Source organism: Leisingera sp. NJS204, assembly GCF_004123675.1.
Lineage (GTDB): Bacteria > Pseudomonadota > Alphaproteobacteria > Rhodobacterales > Rhodobacteraceae > Leisingera.
The window spans coordinates 2659791-2677857 of the sequence record NZ_CP035417.1; the positions used below are offsets into that span (position 1 = coordinate 2659791).

General features: G+C 64.1%; 14 protein-coding genes. 5 read left to right on the top strand and 9 right to left on the bottom strand.

The window, feature by feature from the left end; genetic code table 11:
- Positions 1 to 122: 122 nt before the first annotated feature.
- From ETW24_RS13080 to ETW24_RS13100, 5 genes are all read left to right on the top strand, one after another.
- Positions 123 to 491 (top strand): hypothetical protein, encoded by a 369-nt coding sequence (locus ETW24_RS13080; RefSeq protein ID WP_129371455.1) that lies wholly within the window; start codon positions 123 to 125, stop codon positions 489 to 491.
- A gap of 391 nt (positions 492 to 882) precedes the next feature.
- A complete protein-coding gene (gene cobS / locus ETW24_RS13085) occupies positions 883 to 1869 on the top strand; it encodes a cobaltochelatase subunit CobS (protein WP_129371456.1) in 987 nt (328 codons plus the stop codon).
- A 196-nt stretch (positions 1870 to 2065) separates the two neighbouring features.
- Positions 2066 to 3943 carry a cobaltochelatase subunit CobT gene (gene cobT / locus ETW24_RS13090; RefSeq protein WP_129371457.1) on the top strand — a complete coding sequence of 626 codons (1878 nt, stop codon included), beginning with the start codon at positions 2066 to 2068 and terminating at the stop codon, positions 3941 to 3943.
- A 351-nt stretch (positions 3944 to 4294) separates the two neighbouring features.
- Entirely contained in the window at positions 4295 to 6085 is a 1791-nt protein-coding gene (locus ETW24_RS13095; protein WP_129371458.1) for an aminopeptidase P family protein, read from the top strand.
- A 74-nt stretch (positions 6086 to 6159) separates the two neighbouring features.
- A complete protein-coding gene (locus ETW24_RS13100) occupies positions 6160 to 6501 on the top strand; it encodes a DUF427 domain-containing protein (RefSeq protein WP_129371459.1) in 342 nt (113 codons plus the stop codon).
- 225 nt (positions 6502 to 6726) lie between these two features.
- Here the strand turns inward: ETW24_RS13100 and ETW24_RS13105 are convergent, their stop codons facing one another.
- From ETW24_RS13105 to ETW24_RS13145, 9 genes are all read right to left on the bottom strand, one after another.
- Entirely contained in the window at positions 6727 to 6918 is a 192-nt protein-coding gene (locus tag ETW24_RS13105; RefSeq protein ID WP_129371460.1) for a hypothetical protein, read from the bottom strand.
- 208 nt (positions 6919 to 7126) lie between these two features.
- Complete coding sequence (locus ETW24_RS13110; protein ID WP_129371461.1) at positions 7127 to 8809, bottom strand: chloride channel protein; 1683 nt, start codon at positions 8807 to 8809, stop codon at positions 7127 to 7129.
- Positions 8810 to 8912: 103 nt separating this feature from the next.
- Entirely contained in the window at positions 8913 to 10562 is a 1650-nt protein-coding gene (recN, locus tag ETW24_RS13115) for a DNA repair protein RecN (RefSeq protein ID WP_129371462.1), read from the bottom strand.
- A 27-nt stretch (positions 10563 to 10589) separates the two neighbouring features.
- Positions 10590 to 11438 (bottom strand): outer membrane protein assembly factor BamD, encoded by an 849-nt coding sequence (locus ETW24_RS13120; protein WP_129371463.1) that lies wholly within the window; start codon positions 11436 to 11438, stop codon positions 10590 to 10592.
- Between the two features lie 236 nt (positions 11439 to 11674).
- On the bottom strand, positions 11675 to 12610 hold the full coding sequence (gene lpxC, locus ETW24_RS13125) for a UDP-3-O-acyl-N-acetylglucosamine deacetylase (protein WP_129371464.1): 936 nt from the start codon (positions 12608 to 12610) through the stop codon (positions 11675 to 11677).
- A 212-nt stretch (positions 12611 to 12822) separates the two neighbouring features.
- Entirely contained in the window at positions 12823 to 14523 is a 1701-nt protein-coding gene (gene ftsZ / locus ETW24_RS13130) for a cell division protein FtsZ (protein WP_129371465.1), read from the bottom strand.
- 375 nt (positions 14524 to 14898) lie between these two features.
- A complete protein-coding gene (ftsA, locus tag ETW24_RS13135; protein ID WP_129371466.1) occupies positions 14899 to 16233 on the bottom strand; it encodes a cell division protein FtsA in 1335 nt (444 codons plus the stop codon).
- Position 16234: 1 nt separating this feature from the next.
- Positions 16235 to 17134, bottom strand: coding sequence for a cell division protein FtsQ/DivIB (locus ETW24_RS13140; protein ID WP_129371467.1), 900 nt, complete (start codon positions 17132 to 17134; stop codon positions 16235 to 16237).
- The gene (locus ETW24_RS13145; RefSeq protein WP_129371468.1) at positions 17122 to 18042 is read right to left on the bottom strand and encodes a D-alanine--D-alanine ligase; all 921 of its coding nucleotides are present in this window, start codon (positions 18040 to 18042) and stop codon (positions 17122 to 17124) included. The genes ETW24_RS13140 and ETW24_RS13145 overlap by 13 nt, the downstream gene beginning before the upstream one ends.
- Between the last annotated feature and the right edge of the window lie 25 nt (positions 18043 to 18067).

Here is an 18067-nt window from a genome sequence, read left to right on the forward strand (position 1 = left end):
CGGCAGCGCTTTTGCAGCCGCCGCAGTGGGGTTTCTATCCTTTTGCAGGCAGGCAGAGCGGGCATTTCCCGCGTAAATTGATCTCACCAGATCCGCTTACCTGCCCCAACAGGAGACAGCCCATGCACCGCCTCATCCTCACCGCCCGGCTGACCGCCGGAACCAGCCATCAGCAGATCGCCAAATTCATCAGCCGGAACCGCCCGGCCTTCCGCGATGCCGGCGCCACCGGCATGATGATCCGCAGCGGTGAACAGGTGCATTTCATCCTGGAAGGACCACAAGCCGCCTTGCAGAACACCGCCGGCCAAGCCAAATCCAGCCCGCTGTTCGCGTCTGCCGGCGTCACCAGCACGATGCCAGTCAGCTGCCGCGTCTTCGACAAAATCTGCCTGGCCTATGCGAGGCCGGAAAACCTCGGCGCCGGGATGCGCCGCGAAATCACCCTGCTGACCGGGCTGGAGTTCACCCCGCCGGCGCTGGCCGCCTGACGCCCTGCACCGGCCGCCCCGCGGCCCGTGTCACGGGAAACCGCCTCAGGCCAGGCTGCTATGGGCGGTCTTTCGCCGAAACGTTAAGATAGACTTTTTATTTCTTTGACGTGTGCTGCCACGACCGGTTACCCAAAGATGTGCCGGCCGCAGCCTACCCCCCCAAAGCTCAGCAAGAGCCGGCAAAACGCGCCCCCCGCTGCCCGGCTGGGGGCGCTGTGCGTCAGATGGGACGCTGCCAGCCTTTCCCCTCATGCCCGTCCAGATCCGGAACAATCGCAACCTCAGCTGGTTTCTGGCGTTACTTTCCCTTGCCCTTGCCCGCCAGATCAGGCACCAATCCCGCGAATTGACCCCTGACAGCAGGGATGAGGGATAAGGATCGACTGCGATGACCGACGGCTTTGTGGATATGGATGCGAAACCGACCGAAACAGTTTCGGTGCGCGATGTGTTCGGGATCGACACCGACATGACCGTCAAGGGCTTTGCCGAGACCTCGGACCGGGTGCCGGCCGTGGACCCCACCTACAAGTTTGATCCGGAAACCACGCTGGCCATCCTGGCAGGTTTCAGCCACAACCGCCGGGTGATGATCCAGGGCTATCACGGCACCGGCAAATCGACCCACATCGAACAGGTCGCGGCGCGCCTGAACTGGCCTTCCGTGCGGGTGAACCTCGACAGCCACATCAGCCGGATCGACCTCATCGGCAAGGATGCGATCAAGCTGCGCGACGGCAAGCAGGTCACTGAATTCCACGAAGGCATCCTGCCCTGGGCGCTGCGCAACCCGGTTGCGATTGTGTTCGACGAATATGACGCAGGCCGCGCCGACGTGATGTTTGTGATCCAGCGGGTGCTGGAGCATGACGGCAAGCTGACCCTTCTGGACCAGAACGAGATCATCACTCCGAACCCGTTCTTCCGCCTGTTTGCGACTGCCAACACCGTTGGCCTGGGCGACACCACGGGCCTGTACCACGGCACCCAGCAGATCAACCAGGCCCAGATGGACCGCTGGTCGCTGGTTTCGACCCTGAACTACCTGAGCCATGATGCCGAGGCCGCAATCATCCTGTCCAAGGCTCCGCATTACAACACCGCCGAAGGCCGCAAGACCATCAGCCAGATGGTCACCGTTGCCGACCTCACCCGCACCGCCTTCATGAACGGCGATCTGTCGACCGTGATGTCGCCGCGGACCGTGATCAACTGGGCCCAAAACGTCGAGATCTTCCGTAACGTGGGCTATGCCTTCCGTCTGTCGTTCCTGAACAAATGCGACGAGCTGGAGCGCCAGACCGTGGCCGAGTTCTACCAGCGCTGCTTTGACGAAGAGCTGCCGGAAAGCGCCGCGAGCGTTTCGCTGGGCTAACAGCAAAGTGCCGCCCGGCCGGCAGGCCGGGCAGTGCCCGACCGCCCTGCCGAACCAAAAGGTTCGCCTTCGGCAAAGCGGAGCGGGCGCTTCGTTTCCCGCCCGCGGCCGGGCACCGCCCTCAATCAGGTCCTGAGAGAATACTGGACAACGGCCGCGCAAGACGGAATGCTTGGACTAAGGATTGCTTGCGACCATGAAAAAGCCCAAAGACAACCCAGCCGATCCGTTCAAAAAGGCGCTGGCCGAAGCCACCAAGGTGATGGCCAACGACCCGGAACTGTCCGTCAGTTATACCGTTGACCCGTCAGGCTTGTCGGGTGATTCAATGCGGCTGCCGCAGGTCTCGCGCCGGATGTCCCGCGAAGAGGTTCTGCTGGCCCGCGGCACCGCCGACGCGCTGGCGCTGCGCCACAAATTCCACGACGACGCCACCCACGCCAAATATACTCCGCAGGGCGAAATGGCCCGCGACCTCTATGAGGCGATGGAAACCGCCCGCTGCGAGGCGATGGGCGCGCGCCACATGCCCGGCACCGCCTCTAACATCGACGTCAAGATCCGCAATGAGTCGATCCGCCGCGGCTATGATCAGATGAAGTCGTCTTCCGAGGCGCCGCTGGCCGCCTCAGCCGGCTATCTGATCCGCCATCTGGCCACTGGCCGCCCGCTGCCCGAAGGCGCCTCCAACATCATGGAGCTGTGGCGCGGTTTCATCGAATCCCAGGCTGGCGGCACGCTGGAAAACCTGGACGAGACGATTGCCGACCAGGCAGCATTCGCCAAACTGGCGCGGCAGGTGATTTCCGACCTCGGCTATGGTGACCAGTTGGGTGATGACCCGGATGAGCTGGACGACGACGCAAATGACGATGCTGAGGACAACGCCGAAGAGCAGGACGATCCGGACAGCACCGGCCAGGACGACAGCGAGGACGAACAGGCCGACGCCAGCCCCGAGCAATCCCAGGAACAGCAGCAGGACGAGAGCCAGGCCCAGGTCTCGATGGACGAGATGGCGGATGACGAGTTCGCCGAGGACACCGAAATGCCCGACGGCGAAGCGCCGCTGGAGCCGCCTGCCCCGCCGCCCGCATCCGAGGCCGATCCGGACTATAAGGTGTTTCAGGACGCCAATGATGAGGAAATTGCCGCCGAGGACCTGGCCGAGCCTGCCGAACTGGAACGCCTGCGCGCCTACCTCGACCAGCAGCTGGAGCCGCTGAAGGGCGCAGTTTCGCGCCTTGCCAACAAGCTGCAGCGCCGCCTGCAGGCGCAGCAGAACCGGTCATGGGAGTTTGATCTGGAGGAGGGCACGCTGGATGCCGGCCGCCTGGCCCGTGTCGTCGCCAACCCGACAACACCGCTCAGCTTCAAGCGCGAGAAGGACACTGAATTCCGCGACACCGTGGTGACGCTGCTGCTGGACAACTCCGGCTCGATGCGCGGCCGTCCGATCTCAATCGCGGCGATCTGCGCTGATGTGCTGGCGCGCACGCTTGAACGCTGCAACGTGAAGGTCGAAGTCCTTGGCTTCACCACCCGTGCCTGGAAAGGCGGGCTGGCGCGCGAGGGCTGGCTGAACGAGGGCCGCCCGCAGCAACCCGGCCGCCTCAACGATTTGCGCCACATCATCTACAAGGGCGCCGATGCGCCGATGCGCCGGACCCGCACCAATCTGGGCCTGATGATGAAAGAGGGCCTGTTGAAAGAAAACATCGACGGCGAGGCGCTGGAATGGGCGCACCGGCGGATGACGGCCCGGCAGGAGGCACGCAAGATCCTGATGGTGATCTCCGACGGCGCGCCGGTGGACGATTCGACGCTCTCTGTGAACCCGGCGAACTATCTGGAAAAGCACCTGCGCGACGTGATCGCCATGGTGGAGAAACGCAAACAGGTGGAGCTGCTGGCGATCGGCATCGGCCATGATGTGACCCGTTACTATGAACGCGCGGTCACGATCACCGACGTGGAGCAGCTGGCCGGCGCAATGACCGAGCAGCTGGCGGCGCTGTTCGACAGCGACCCGCGCGCCCGCGCCCGGGTGATGGGCATCAAACGCGCCAGCTGACCTCAGCCTTCTCCCTTCAGCCAAATGTGCCCTCCCGCGCCTTTGGCCAGCATCCAGGATGCTGCCCTCAGCCTTGGGCGTGGCCGCGCGCTGACGCGCGCGGCGGCACCGGATGCGCAGCATCTGGTGCCCGGCCCAACGGGGCGAAGGGCATCGCAAGATGACCTGACACCGGGCGGGAGCGCCCCGCTTGCCCTGTGCCGCAAGGTCTGCAGCAAACCCATGCTGTCAGGCTTGCCAGCAGCAAGGCGATTTGGGACAAGAAGGGGCGCACCGCTGCTGCGCCTTTTCATTTGCGCTGCCAGGGCCATCCGCCCCAATCCGCCCCGCCTTTCAGCAGGAGAGATACCCATGTTCCAGACATTCGATGTGACCGCCCGCCCGGAACAGGGCCCGCCCCGGCTGGCGGCCCTGCGCAGGGAGCTGGCAGCCGAAAATCTGGATGGTTTCCTGGTGCCCCGAGCCGACGCCCATCAGGGCGAATACGTGGCGCCGCGGGATGACCGGCTTGCCTGGCTCACCGGTTTCACCGGCTCGGCCGGCTTCTGTGCCGCCCTCACGGACATTGCCGGTGTATTTATCGACGGACGCTACCGCACCCAGGTGAAACGCCAGGTGGCCGCGGATTTCACGCCGGTGCCCTGGCCCGAGGTGCAGCTGGCCGGCTGGTTGAAGGCACAGCTTCCCGAAGGCGGCAAGATCGGATTTGACCCCTGGCTGCATGCAGCGGGCCAGATCACCGCGCTGACCCAGGATCTGAAGGGCAGCGGCATCACCCTGACACAATGCGGCAACCTGGTGGACCGGATCTGGCAGGACCAGCCCGCACCGCCGATGCAACCTGTTGCCGCGCACCCTCTTGATTACGCGGGCGAAAGCGCTGCTGAGAAATGCGCGCGGCTGGCCAAGGACCTGCACGGTGCAGGCCAGGCGGCGGCGGTCATTACCCTGCCCGACAGCATCATGTGGCTGCTGAACATCCGCGGCGCCGATGTGGCCCGCAACCCGGTGGCACACGGCTTTGCCATCCTGCACAGCGACGCGCGGGTGGATTTGTTCATGGCCGCGGACAAGCTGGCAGGACTGCAGGATCATTTTGGCAGCACCGTCACCCTGCACCCGCCCGAAGCGTTCCTCAAGGCCGCAGCGGCGCTCAACGGCTCCGTCGCCGCAGACGCCGGAACCCTGCCGCAGATCGTGGCGGACGCGTTAGGCAGCCGGATGGTGCCCGCAGGCGATCCCTGCGCCCTGCCCAAGGCGCGCAAAAACGCAGCCGAGATTGCAGGCAGCGCCGCCGCCCATCTGCGCGATGGCGCGGCAATTGTCGAAATGCTGGCCTGGCTCGACGCGCAGCTCCCTGGCACCATCACCGAAATCGGCGCGGTCACGAAACTGGAAGCGCTGCGCCGTGAAGACCAAGCTCTGCGCGACATCAGTTTCGAGACCATTGCAGGCACCGGAGAGAACGGCGCGGTGATGCACTACCGGGTGACCGAAGAAACCGACACGCGGCTGGAAGACGGGCATCTTTTGGTGCTGGACAGCGGCGGCCAGTATCTCGACGGCACCACCGACATCACCCGCACCATCGCCATCGGCACCCCCGGAGCCGAGGAACGCGACGCCTATACCCGCGTGCTGCAGGGCATGATCGCCATGTCCCGCCTGCGCTGGCCCAAGGGGCTGGCAGGCCGCGATATCGAATGCATCGGCCGGATGCCGCTGTGGCTGGCAGGCCAGGATTTCAACCACGGTCTTGGCCATGGCGTCGGCGCCTACCTCAGCGTGCATGAAGGCCCGCAGCGGCTGGCACGCACCAGCCACGTGCCGCTGGAACCCGGCATGATCCTGTCAAACGAGCCGGGGTATTACCGCGAAGGCGCCTTTGGCATCCGGATCGAGAACCTTCTGGTTGTTGAACAGGCCCCGGCCCTTGACACCAGCGACGCCGAGCGCGAAATGCTGTCCTGGCGCACGCTCACCTTTGCCCCCATTGACCGGCGGCTGGTGAACACCGCGATGCTGTCAGCCGCCGAGAAAGACTGGCTCGACAGCTATCACCAAGAGGTTTCGGCAAAGACCGGACCGCTGCTCAGCCCCGCCGCAAAGGCGTGGCTTGATGCCGCAACCGCCCCCTTGTGACACTGAGGTGTTACATAGGCTGCTACATAGACTGAACCAACGTCGACACGCACGAAGAGAATGGAAAAACACGCATGACCACTATCCGTATCCGTAAGGCCGAAGGCACCTGGACCGTCCGCTCCGGCGGCGCCGTACTGGGGGAAAGCTCCAATGCTTTGGAGCTGACAGAGGGCGATATGGATCCGGTCATCTATTTCCCGCGCGAAGACATCGCCATGGCCTTCCTGGACCGCACCAGCAAAACCGCCCAGTGCCGGCACAAGGGCGAGGCCAGCTATTTTTCGATCGCCAACAAGTCGTCTGTCACCGAAAACGCAGCGTGGAGCTATGAAGACCCGGCTGAAGCGGCGGCTGAAATCAAGGGCTGCCTGGCGTTCGTGCTGAGCGACTCTGTCAAGGTTGAACAAGTCTAAGCCGGTTATCCGGGTTGCGGGGCCGTTTCACGAAATGCACCGCACCCGGGCCGCAGGAGCAGAACGTCCCGTAAAGAAGATCCCCCACCGGTGCACCAGCGCCGGTGTTTTGCATTTGCGGGAACCCGTTCCCGCAGCCAGATGCCCGCTGCAGCAACAGCCGGCCCGGTTCCGCAACGGGAGCCGGCGCCGCTGGGGCAGCTATTGTACCGCAAAGGCCGGGGTTCAGGCCAAAACGGCGCGGCTGAGGTTCAGCCTGGCTTCCTCCAGCGCATCACCTGCGCCTAGAATGTCGGTTTCGCGGGCGCATTGGATCGCATAGTTGATCACTGCTTCCAGCGCTGCCCGTTCGTTTGCCCGTTCGTCTGCCTTGTTGTTCGCACCAGCCTCTTGCGAGCCGATTTCGAAATTGCGCATGATTCCCTACCGTTTGAGTAAGCTAAGCAATAATCCGCTTACAGTGTTGGTTCAGGCACCGCTGCGGGGCAATGGGGTTTTTAACTTTACCTTTACGTGTCACCGATATCGCACAGCTTTGGGGACGGAATCTGTGTTTTTCCCCGTATTAGACGATGGATGCACCGGTCGGGATGCGGTGATCAGATACACAGCAGCCCGGTCCCGCCTATCTGTGCTCCTCCGCTGCGGTTGCAGCCAAGGCACGGTTGTAGGCCTTTAACGCATCCACATGATACAGCGCGCCGATGATTTCCTCCGTCCCGCCCTCCTCCATCATCACTGGAAGAAAGGCCGCTTCGGCCCGGTCGAACACCGGCATTGCAGCCTCCAGAGACGCCGAAGCGCGGATGCACAGCCCTTCCTTAACCAGCGCTTGGCAGTCCTCCAGCGGCGCACAGCGGCTGTCGCCCATCGGCCGCATCACCGCACCGGCGCGGATCAGTGCCAGCAAATAGGCCTGCGGTCCGGCGGCACAATGAATATTGCGCTTTTCCAGCTGGGTCAGGAAGAAAGAGCGGTCCACCAGCCGCGAGGCCAGAGCCGTGGACATCGACACCGACACCATCACCGCCAGGCCGATCTGCCAGTCGCCGGTCAGCTCAAACACAATCAAGGTGGTGGAGATCGGCGCCCCCAGCACCGCAGCGGCAACAGCCCCCATGCCGGCAAAAGCATAAAGCGTGTGGGTGCCGGACACATCCGGCAGCACCGCAGTCGCGATCAGGCCAAAGGCCAGCCCGGTCAGCGCGCCGATCATCAGCGACGGCGAAAACACCCCGCCGCCCATGCGCCCGCCCATGGTGATCGCCACGGCGGCGGTTTTGACTGCGGTGAAAATCACCGCCTGCCCCAGCAGCAGCCCGCCGGTCAGCGCCAGCACGGTGGTTTCATAACCGACACCAATGATATGCGGATACCAGACAGCGATCACCCCCAGCATCGCGCCAGAGACCGCAGGCCGCAGCCAGCGCGGCAGGCCCAGCCGCTCTTGCACAGTGTTGCCCACCTTGTCGGCAAAGAAGATCGCCCGCATCAGCGCCACCGCCACCAGGCCGCAGATCAGGCCCAGGATCAGAAAGGCCGGCAGCTCCACATAGAACTGCAGCGCACCGGGGGTGTTCAGGGTGAATTCTGTAACATCGCCGTATTCCAGCCGGTTGATTACTGTTCCAGCAACCGAGGCCACCACGATCGGCGCAAAGGCGTTGACCGAGAAATGCCGCAGCACCACCTCCATCGCAAACAGCGCGCCAGCAATCGGCGCGTTGAAACTGGCCGAAACACCCGCCGCAACTGCACAGCCCAACAGGTCGCGCCCGGTAATGCCATCAGCGTTGATCCGGTTGCTGACCCAGGCCGAAATCACCCCCGCCATATGCACCACCGGCCCTTCCCGGCCCGTGGATCCGCCGGTGGACAGCGTAATGAAAGACGCCAGCGCCGAGGCCAGCCCCTCTTTGTGCTCGACCCTGCCGTCATGCAGTGCGGCGCCTTCGATCACATCCGCAACCGAGCGCACCCGCCCGTCCGGCGTAAAGCGGTCCAGGATCAGGCCGACCACTAGCCCGCCGCCGGCGGCAATGGCGACCAGAACATACCAGGGAAGCTCTTGCGCGTGGGAATGCAGATAATCAAGATCCGGCGCACCATAGACCCAGGCCTGCAATGCCGAGATCCCCTTGCGGAAGAACAGCGCGGCAAAACCGGCAGCGACGCCGATCAGCAGGGCGATCAGCCAGAACTGGAACTGGCTGGGGCCGCGATGGCGCAGCACCCGCCAGATGTCTTTCAGGCCAGCCAGCCATTGCACAGAAATTGAGGAAAGCGATGAACGGATTTCTTCTACCATAACCTGTCAGCGGGTCTTTTCTTATTTAATAGCCTACAACTGTCATAAGCCAGTTAAAGAACCCTCACCCGCAACAGTTTTCCGGTCGCAGTATTCCGGCTGGTTACCCGGCCAGCAAGGCACGGGCCGCAGCGCGGGCTTCTTCGGTGATAGTATCACCCGACACCATGCGGGCCAGCTCATCCACCCGCGCAGTATCGGCCAACGGCACCACCTGCGACAGGGTCATGCCGTCCACAACCTGTTTGCGCACCTGCCAGTGATGGCCGCCAAGCGCTGCCACCTGCGGCGAATGGGTCACCACCAGCACCTGGCCGCTGGCCGCCAGACTGCGCAGGCGGCGGCCCACGGCATCCGCAGTCGCACCGCCGACACCGCGGTCGATTTCATCGAAAATCAAGGTCTTGCTGGCATCTTCGCCGCGCAGGCAGACCTTCAGCGCCAGCAAAAACCGGCTAAGCTCGCCGCCCGAGGCGATCTTGTTCAAGGCCCCTGCCGGGGCGCCCGGATTGGTGGCGACGGTAAAGGCCACCGCGTCTATGCCCTCGGGCCCTGGCGCGCAGCTGGAAATGCGGGTTTCAAACACCGCCCGTTCCATCTTGAGCGGCGCCAGTTCCGCCATCACCGCCTGATCCAGCGCCGCAGCACTTTCCCGGCGGGCGGCGCTCAGCTGTTCTGCGGCTTGGGTATAGGCGGCCTCGGCGGCCTTCAAAGCGGCCTCCTGATCGGCCAGGTCCTGATCGCCGGCATCCAGTGCGGCCAGCTTGCTGCGCAGGGTTTCGGCATAGCCCGCCAGTTCGTCCGCTTGCACATCATGCTTGCGCGCCAGCCCGCGGATCGCAAAAAGCCGTTCTTCACAGTCTTCCAGCTCGCCCGGATTGAATTCCAGATAGCCCAGCACCCGCTCAACCCCGTCCTGGGCATCACCCAGTTCGATCATCGCGCGGCTAAGGGCTGCCAGCGGCTCCTCCAGCCCGGTATCGCTCTCCTGACTGGCAACACCCTCAAGCCAGCGCTGTGCTTCGCCCATGGCGCCCTCGGCACCCTCGCTCAGCAGGGCATGGGCGCGGCTGATGTCGCCGCGGATGCGCTCTGCCGCCTGCATCTGGCGGCGGCGGGTATCCAACGCATCGTCTTCGCCCGGCTGCGGGTCCAGCTTGTCCAGCTCGCCCACCGCATGGCGCAGGAATTCCTCCTCGGCCCGCACCGCATCCAGTGCCGCCCGCGTGGCCCCGACGGTCTTGCGCGCCTTGGCCGCGCCGGTCCAGGCCGCCCGCACCAAGGCCAGCAATCCCTGCACATTGGCATATTGGTCCAGCAGCGCCATATGCCCGCGCGGGTTCAGCAGCCCCCGGTCGTCATGCTGGCCGTGCAGCTCCACCAGGGTTTCCGACAGCGCCCGCAGCACCTCGCCCGAGCAGCGCCGGTCGTTGACCCAAGCGGTCTTGCGCCCCTCTGCCGTGTTCACCCGGCGCAGGATCAGTGTCTCGCCGCCGGGCAGGCCGGCCTCTTCCAGAATCGCATGCGCCGGATGACCCTCGGCCAGATCAAACTCAGCCAGAACCTCGCCCTGCGCGGCGCCCTGGCGCACCAGTTCGGCGCGGCCGCGCCAGCCCAGCACAAACCCCAGACTGTCCAGAAGAATGGATTTGCCGGCGCCGGTCTCACCGGTCAGCACATTGAGACCGGGCTGAAAATTCAGCTCCAGATGATCAATGATCAGGATATCCCGGATATCAAGCGCGCGCAGCATAGCCCCGCCTCCGTGCAGCAGCAGCCGTTACAGCCACTGCCCTTTGACCGTCTGACGGTAGATCTGGCTCAGCCAGTTATTGCCGCGGTCCCGCATTTTAAGCCCGTTTGCAGTCAGCAGTTTATAGCTGCTGTCATACCATTCGGTGGACTGGAAGTTATGACCCAGAATGGCACCCGCGGTCTGCGCCTCGTCGGTCAGGCCCAGCGACAAATACCCCTCAACCAGCCGGTGCAGCGCTTCGGCTGTGTGGCTGGTGGTCTGGAAATCCTCGACCACCACCCGGAACCGGTTGATGGCTGAGGTGTAATGGCCCCGGCGCAGATAATAGCGGCCGATCTCCATTTCCTTGCCCGCCAGATGGTCAAAGGCCAGGTCGAATTTCAGAATCGCCGAAGTGGCATATTCGCTATCGGGATAGACCTCGATCACCGTGCGCAGCGCCTGCAGCGCCTGAAAGGTCAGGCCCTGGTCGCGGCCAACCTCGTCGATCTGATCGTAATAGCTGAGGGCAAGCAGATACTGGGCATAAGCCGCATCTTCATCCGCCGGGTAAAAGTCGATGAACCGCTGCGCAGCGGCGCGGCTGTTCTCGTAATCCTTGGTGCTGTGATAGGCAAAGGCCTGCATGATCACCGCTTGCTTGGCCCATTCGGAATAGGGGTACAGGCGCTCAATCTCGGAGAAGTAATAGGCCGCGTCCTTGGGCTGTTTCTGGGCCAGCTCAAACTCGCCGCGCCCATAGATCTGCTCGGGCGTGAAGGCTTCCAGCGACTCGCCTTTCTTGACCGCGCCGCCGTCTCCGCCGCAGCCCGCAAGGGCCGCCATCAGAAGGACCGCGCCGAGGGTTTTGGCTCCCGCCCTGATGCCGTTCATAGTGCCTAACCTCACCGTCTTTACTTACGGGTGTCCGCCCCGGTTATGCCGTCTCTAGCACATTCAAATGGCGTGCAAAACGCCTTTCGCCACTTCCGCGTTCACATGGCAGAGAAAGCGGGCAATGGTCAAGTCCGCCCTGCTGTTCCCGCTCCCTTCTGCCGCCCTCAGCACAGGAAAAGACCCGGGACACTCACGCCCCGGGCCAGTCTGCCGCTCGTTCCTGGTTTTTTGCCTTATGCCACGCGCCGCTGTTCGGCCGGAATTTCCGACCAGATCAGACCCTGCCCCGGCAGCCGCGCAGTCATCGCCGCATCGCAGGCGACGGCCCGGACCGCGCCCGGCTCCGCAAACAAGGCACGCAGCAATGTGTTGGTCAGCGCATGCCCCGCGCGCTCGCCAACATACCGCCCCAAGATCGGCCCCCCAGCCAGCGCCAGATCCCCAAGGGCATCCAGCATCTTGTGGCGCACAGGCTCATCCGAATGGCGCAGACCCGCGCCGCTCTCAACCCGTTCTCCGTCAAACACAACCGCGTTTTCGCCCGGCACACCGCCTAGGGCGAGGCCGTTGGCCTGCATCGCTTCCACGTCTGCCTGACGGCAGAAGGTGCGGCTGTCGCACAGCTCGCGTGCAAAGCTGCCATTGCGCATATCCAAGGTTTTGCTCTGACGGCCGATGGCGGCCTCGGCAAAGTCGATATGGAATTCAATACTCAGCCGGTCGCTGGGCAGGAGGGTGGCACGGGCGCCGTCCTTCTCCACCGTCACCGGCTTCAGTACTTCATATGCCATGATCGGCACACCCAGCCGGCGCACGCCGTATTGCATGATGCCGCGCACAAACGGCGCCGAGGAGCCGTCAACGATCGGCACTTCCGGCCCGTCGATTTCAATCAGCGCGTTGTGCACGCCGCAACCGGCCAATGCGGCCATGATATGTTCGACGGTGGAAACGCTGACACCGGAGGTGTTGATCAGCCGGGTGCACAGCGGGCTGCGCTCGACCAGGTCCCAGCGCGCCGGAACCAGAGTGTTGCCCAATGCAATGTCGGTGCGCTTGAAGACGATGCCATGCCCTGCCGGAGCCGGGATCAGGACCATACGTGCAGGCTGGCCGGAATGCAGGCCGGGCCCTTCAAATGCTACCGATGCTTTGAGCGTATTCTGCACGTTGCGCCTCGTTCCACTGTTTCCGGCCTCATGGGACCGTGTTGCGAACGAGAGTTAAGGTTTTGCAAAAAAACCTACAACTCAATCTTTGTAACGGATTGAAACATGGCTGTAACAGATAAGCAAAACACCGCTCAAAATAGCCTAACTAGCTGAAATGAAAAAATAAAAAGCCGCCCGAAGGCGGCTTTTTAAATCTGTTTTGTGATCCGTCAGTTGGCCTGGCGGCGCAGGAAAGCGGGGATTTCGATGCGTTCCTGGTCCGGGTCATGCTGCTGCGCCTGCACCGGCTGCTGCTGGGCTGCGGCGGCCGGGGCCTGCATGGCCGGCTGCTGGCGTGCGGCCTGCGGCGGCTGTTTGCCTGCCGGAGCATCGGCTGTGCCGGTCATCCGGTGGATCAGCGAATTCAGCCCGAAGCGGCGCTGCCCGTCGGGCTGCTGCTGTGCATTCTGCTGCTGTTGCTGCTGCGGTGCCGGCGCGGCAGGGGCCGCCGCCGCACGCGGCTGCTGGACCCGCTGCGCTGCCGCCTGCAGGCGCTCCAGCGCTTGCGGCGACGGGGTGCCCGGAGCGGGGGCCCGCGGCGCCACAAAAGCATCGGGCTGCGGCTCGGCTGCTGTTGCCTGCGGGCGGAACTCCGGAACCTGCGGCTGATAGGCCGGCGGCGGCAGACCGTCATTGTCCACCAGTTCCGGCTCCTCAAAGATGTCTTCAGCCTGCTCCTGCGCGGCGGCCTGCTGCGCGTTCATCTCTTCGAACAGCGAAGGCTCTTCCAACTGCGCGGCAGCTTCGGGCTGAACAGGCTCCGGGGCCGGTGCGGCCGCAGCGGCGGGCTGGGCAACCGGTGTTTCCAGCTCGAGCGGCGCCGGACGGGTGTCTTCGACACTGACGGTTTGGCGCAGCGGTGCCGACATCGGACGGCGCGGCACCGGCATTTCGGTGTTCACATCCACAGCGTCGATACCGGTGGCAACAACGGAGACCCGCATCTTGCCTTCCATACCGGTATCCAGGGTCGAGCCGACGATGATGTTGGCGTCCGGATCCACTTCCTCGCGGATGCGGTTGGCGGCTTCGTCCAGTTCAAACAGGGTCAAATCATGCGAGCCGGTGATGTTGATCAGCACGCCGCGCGCACCGCGCAGGCTGATTTCGTCCAGCAGCGGGTTGGCAATCGCCTTTTCGGCGGCCTGGACCGCGCGATCCTCGCCCTCGCCTTCGCCGGTGCCCATCATCGCCTTGCCCATCTCGTCCATCACCGCGCGCACGTCGGCAAAGTCGAGGTTGATCAGGCCCGGGCGCACCATCAGGTCAGTCACGCCTTTGACGCCCTGATACAGCACATCATCCGCCATCGAGAACGCTTCGGTGAAGGTTGTCTTCTCATTGGCCAGACGGAACAGGTTCTGGTTCGGAATGATGATCAGCGTATCGACAACCTTCTGCAGGCTTTCGACACCCGCCTCAGCCTGGCGCATCCGCTTGAGACCCTCGAACTGGAACGGCTTGGTGACAACGCCGACGGTCAGCACGCCCAGTTCCCGCGCAGCCTGCGCAATGATCGGCGCCGCACCGGTGCCGGTGCCGCCGCCCATGCCGGCAGTGATAAAGCACATATGCGCGCCGGCCAGATGGTCGACGATCTGCTCAATGCTTTCCTCAGCCGCAGCCGAGCCCACCTGCGGACGGGCGCCTGCGCCCAGGCCTTCGGTGACCTTTACACCCAGCTGGATGCGGCTCTTGGCCGAGGCCTGCTGCAGCGCCTGCGCGTCGGTGTTGGCCACGACGAATTCAACGCCGTCCAACTCCTTGGCAATCATGTTGTTGACGGCGTTGCCGCCGGCCCCGCCGACACCAAATACCGTGATCTTCGGCTTTAACTCTTCTTGCCCGGGCATCGAAAGATTCAACGTCATGCTCATACCGCCTGTGTTACCCGCCCTTCCCGCAAAGGGCTTTTTCCTGTGCTATTCACCATAATCCTACCGCGCAGAGGGAGTTTCGTCATCCCAAAAAGCACAATGTGCCACAAAATACGGCCTCATTCTGAGGTCTAAACCGCGGTATTTCGCCGTCCCTAGCAGATATGGGGGATTCAACACAAGCCACACACAACACAGCTGTCACGCCCGCAAAATCACTTCTGCAGAAGGCATCTTTCCTGATACGTGGCTGGCCACTGCCCGGCCTGCTGAATCGCCGCGTTTGCCGCGGACGTTAAGAACAACCTAACGGGTCCTGCCGGCGCTGTCACGCCCTCTTTGACCCGTCAGGCAGAATTGAAAAGCGGCTTACCAGTTGTCCCGGAACCAGCGCACGGCGCGGCCTAAAGTGCCCGCCGGATGGCGGCTGGCGGGCATCTCGAAGTCCCACCATTCGTCCTGCGGATGCGCCGCAAACAGGCACAGACCCACGGCTGAGGCAAAGCCCGGCCCGGTCGCCGATTGCGGCAGGCCGTGAACGCGCAAGGGCCGCCCCAGACGCACCTGCTGGCCCAGGATACGGCTGGCCAGCCCGTCCAGCCCCATGATCTGGCTGGAGCCGCCGGTCAGCACGATCTGCTGGCTGGGGAGATACTCGAAACCCGCCGCATCCAGCCTTGCCCGCACCTCTTCCAGGATTTCTTCGACGCGGGGCCGCATGATGCCGATCAGCTCGGCCCGGCTGACAGTGCGCCGGTCATGCTCCCAATCGCCGGTATCACCGCCGATGTCGATCATGTCACGGTCGTCGGCACCGGTGGCATGCACCCCGCCGCAAAAGGTCTTGATCCGCTCCGCGTTGGTCAGCGGCACCCCCAGCCCCATCGAAATATCGCTGGTGATGTGATCGCCGCCCAGACGCACCGCATCGGCATAGATCATATGTTTCTTCATAAAGACCGAGATCGAGGTTGAGCCGCCGCCCATGTCGATACAGGCCGCTCCCAGCTCCTGCTCGTCCTCGACCAGCGCCGAAAACCCCGAGGCATAGGCCGAGGAGGCAATCCCCGCCAGCTCCAGATCGCAGCGCTGGATGCAGCGCACCAGGTTTTGCACCGCGATGGCATCCACCGTCAGCATATGCATGTCGACCGCCAGCGTCTGCCCCATCTGACCGCGCGGATCCCCCAGGCCGGACCGGTTATCCAGCGCAAAGTTCACCGGCTGCGCATGTATCACCTCGCGGCCCGCGCCGTATTCCGGCACCTCGCAGGACGCCAGCACCTGCGCCACCTCATGCTCCGAGACCACCTGGCCTTCAAGATCCAGCTTGGCATCCAGCCCGTAAGAGCGCGGATTGGCGCCCGAGAAACAGGCGATCACGTGGTCAACCCGCACTTCTGCCATCTTCTGCGCCGCCTGCACTGCGGTTCGGATGGCGCGTTCGGTTTCCTGCATGGCATTGATTTCGCCGAACTGGACCCCGCGCGACCGCGTGGTCGCCGCCCCGATAACCCGGAACCCCGACTGCCCGGCCAGCGCACCGATGGACCCGTCCTCGCTTAAGCGGCCGGTGCCGTCAAAGCGCAGCACCAGGCAAGCGATTTTAGAGCTGCCCACGTCCAGAATGGCCACCACGCCGCGCTGCATCGCCTGGCGCCGCATCTGCCGCATCGCCCGCTGCGATTGATAGAGATCTGTCATGCTACTGCCCGCCCCCATTCAGCTGCCGGATCCGCCACCAGTTTTCCACTGAGTTTTCGGTCATACGCACGGTCGGGCGCCCAGCCAGGCGCATATCCACCGCTGCCACATCGCGTTCCAGCAAATCCTGCACTTCACTTACCGCCAGCACCCGCTCCAGCGCCCGCACCGGCTGCTCTGCCGGCAGCATGATCCGCTGCTTGCGGTCGAGCACCACGTCCCAGCGCCGCTCGCCCACCCGGACCAGTCCGCGCAGCCGCGGCCCCAGCGGCTTGGCTGCAGCAAACAGCTGCAGCGCCTGTGACGCGTGTTGCCCGGCCCCCTTGCCCGCGATCAGCGGCAGGTCCGGGTGCAGGTTGCGGCGGCCCAGCTCGGCCACGTGAATGCCGTTCTCATCCAGCAGCGCTAGCCCCTCGCGGCTGCGCCAGATCAGCGCCGGCGTTCGTTCCTCGACGTCCACCTGCAGGATGCCGCCCGGGCGGATCCGCACGCTTGCAGTCTTGACCGGGTCCAGCCCGGTGATCACATCGCGGATCTGCTCCAGATCCAGATCAAAGGAGCTGACGGGAAAATCCGCCGGCACCACCACGCGGATGTCCTGCGCCACACTGGGGCCCGCCCCGTCCACCGCCATCACATTGACCATGAACTCGGGCCGCTCCTCGATTGCGGCGCGGGCATCGCTGACCAGCCCCTGCAGCGCGGCCCGGCGGCTCTCATCCGCAAGATAGGCGCTGCCGGCTGCAAAAATCAGGCAGAACGGTACCCCGACGCGCAGGCCGAACCGGATACCCGGCGTCAGCATCCAGCGCTGCAGCCGGTACTTCAGCCGCGACGGCGCCGGATCCGCCCGTCCCTCGCCGCCGCTGCTGCGGCGCAAGCGCCCCTTCAGCGGTTGCATGAGGCATCCTCCACCATCCAGGCGCAGAGTTCGCCGAATGTCATGCCCAGATGTGCTGCCTGCTCCGGCACCAGCGAGGTCGGCGTCATTCCGGGCTGGGTGTTGGTCTCCAACAGGATCAGCCCGCCGGCGCCGCGCGCCTCATCCCAGCGGAAATCGGTGCGGCTCACGCCGCGGCAGCCCAGCACCTCATGCGCCTTCAGCGCATATTCCAGGCACAGATCATGGATTTCCCGCGGCAGGTCGGCGGGCAGCACATGGCGCGATCCGCCCGGCTTGTATTTGGCGTCGTAATCATACCAGCCGTCGGTTAGAATATCGGTCACGGTCAGCGCCTTGTCCCCCACCACGGTGGTGGTCAGTTCGCGGCCCGGCGCGTAGGTTTCAACCATCACTTCGGCAGGCATCTGCTCCGACAGCAGCGGCGGGCCGTTGGCGGCCTCATGCACGATATAGATGCCAACACTTGAGCCTTCATTGTTGGGTTTCACCACATAGGGCGGCGCCATCACATGGCCCGCCATCACGTCGGCCTTGGCAAACAGCCCGCTTTCGACGACCGGCAGGCCGGCGGCGCGGTACACTTCCTTGGAGCGCTGCTTGTCCATTGCCAGCGCCGAGGCCAGCACCCCGGAATGGGTATAGGGCAGCCCCAGCCATTCCAGCACGCCCTGCACGCAGCCGTCCTCGCCCCAGCGCCCGTGCAACGCGTTGAACACCACATCCGGTTTGATATCCGCCAGACGCGCGTGCAGGTCCCGGCCTGCATCAATCTCAATGACCTCGAACCCCTCACCGCGCAAAGCAACCGTGCATTCACGGCCGCTGGACAGCGATACGTCGCGTTCGGCTGACGGGCCACCCATCAGCACCGCGACTTTCGGGAGTGTCCTGCTCGACTTACTCACCACGAAGCGCCTCAATACATGCGGG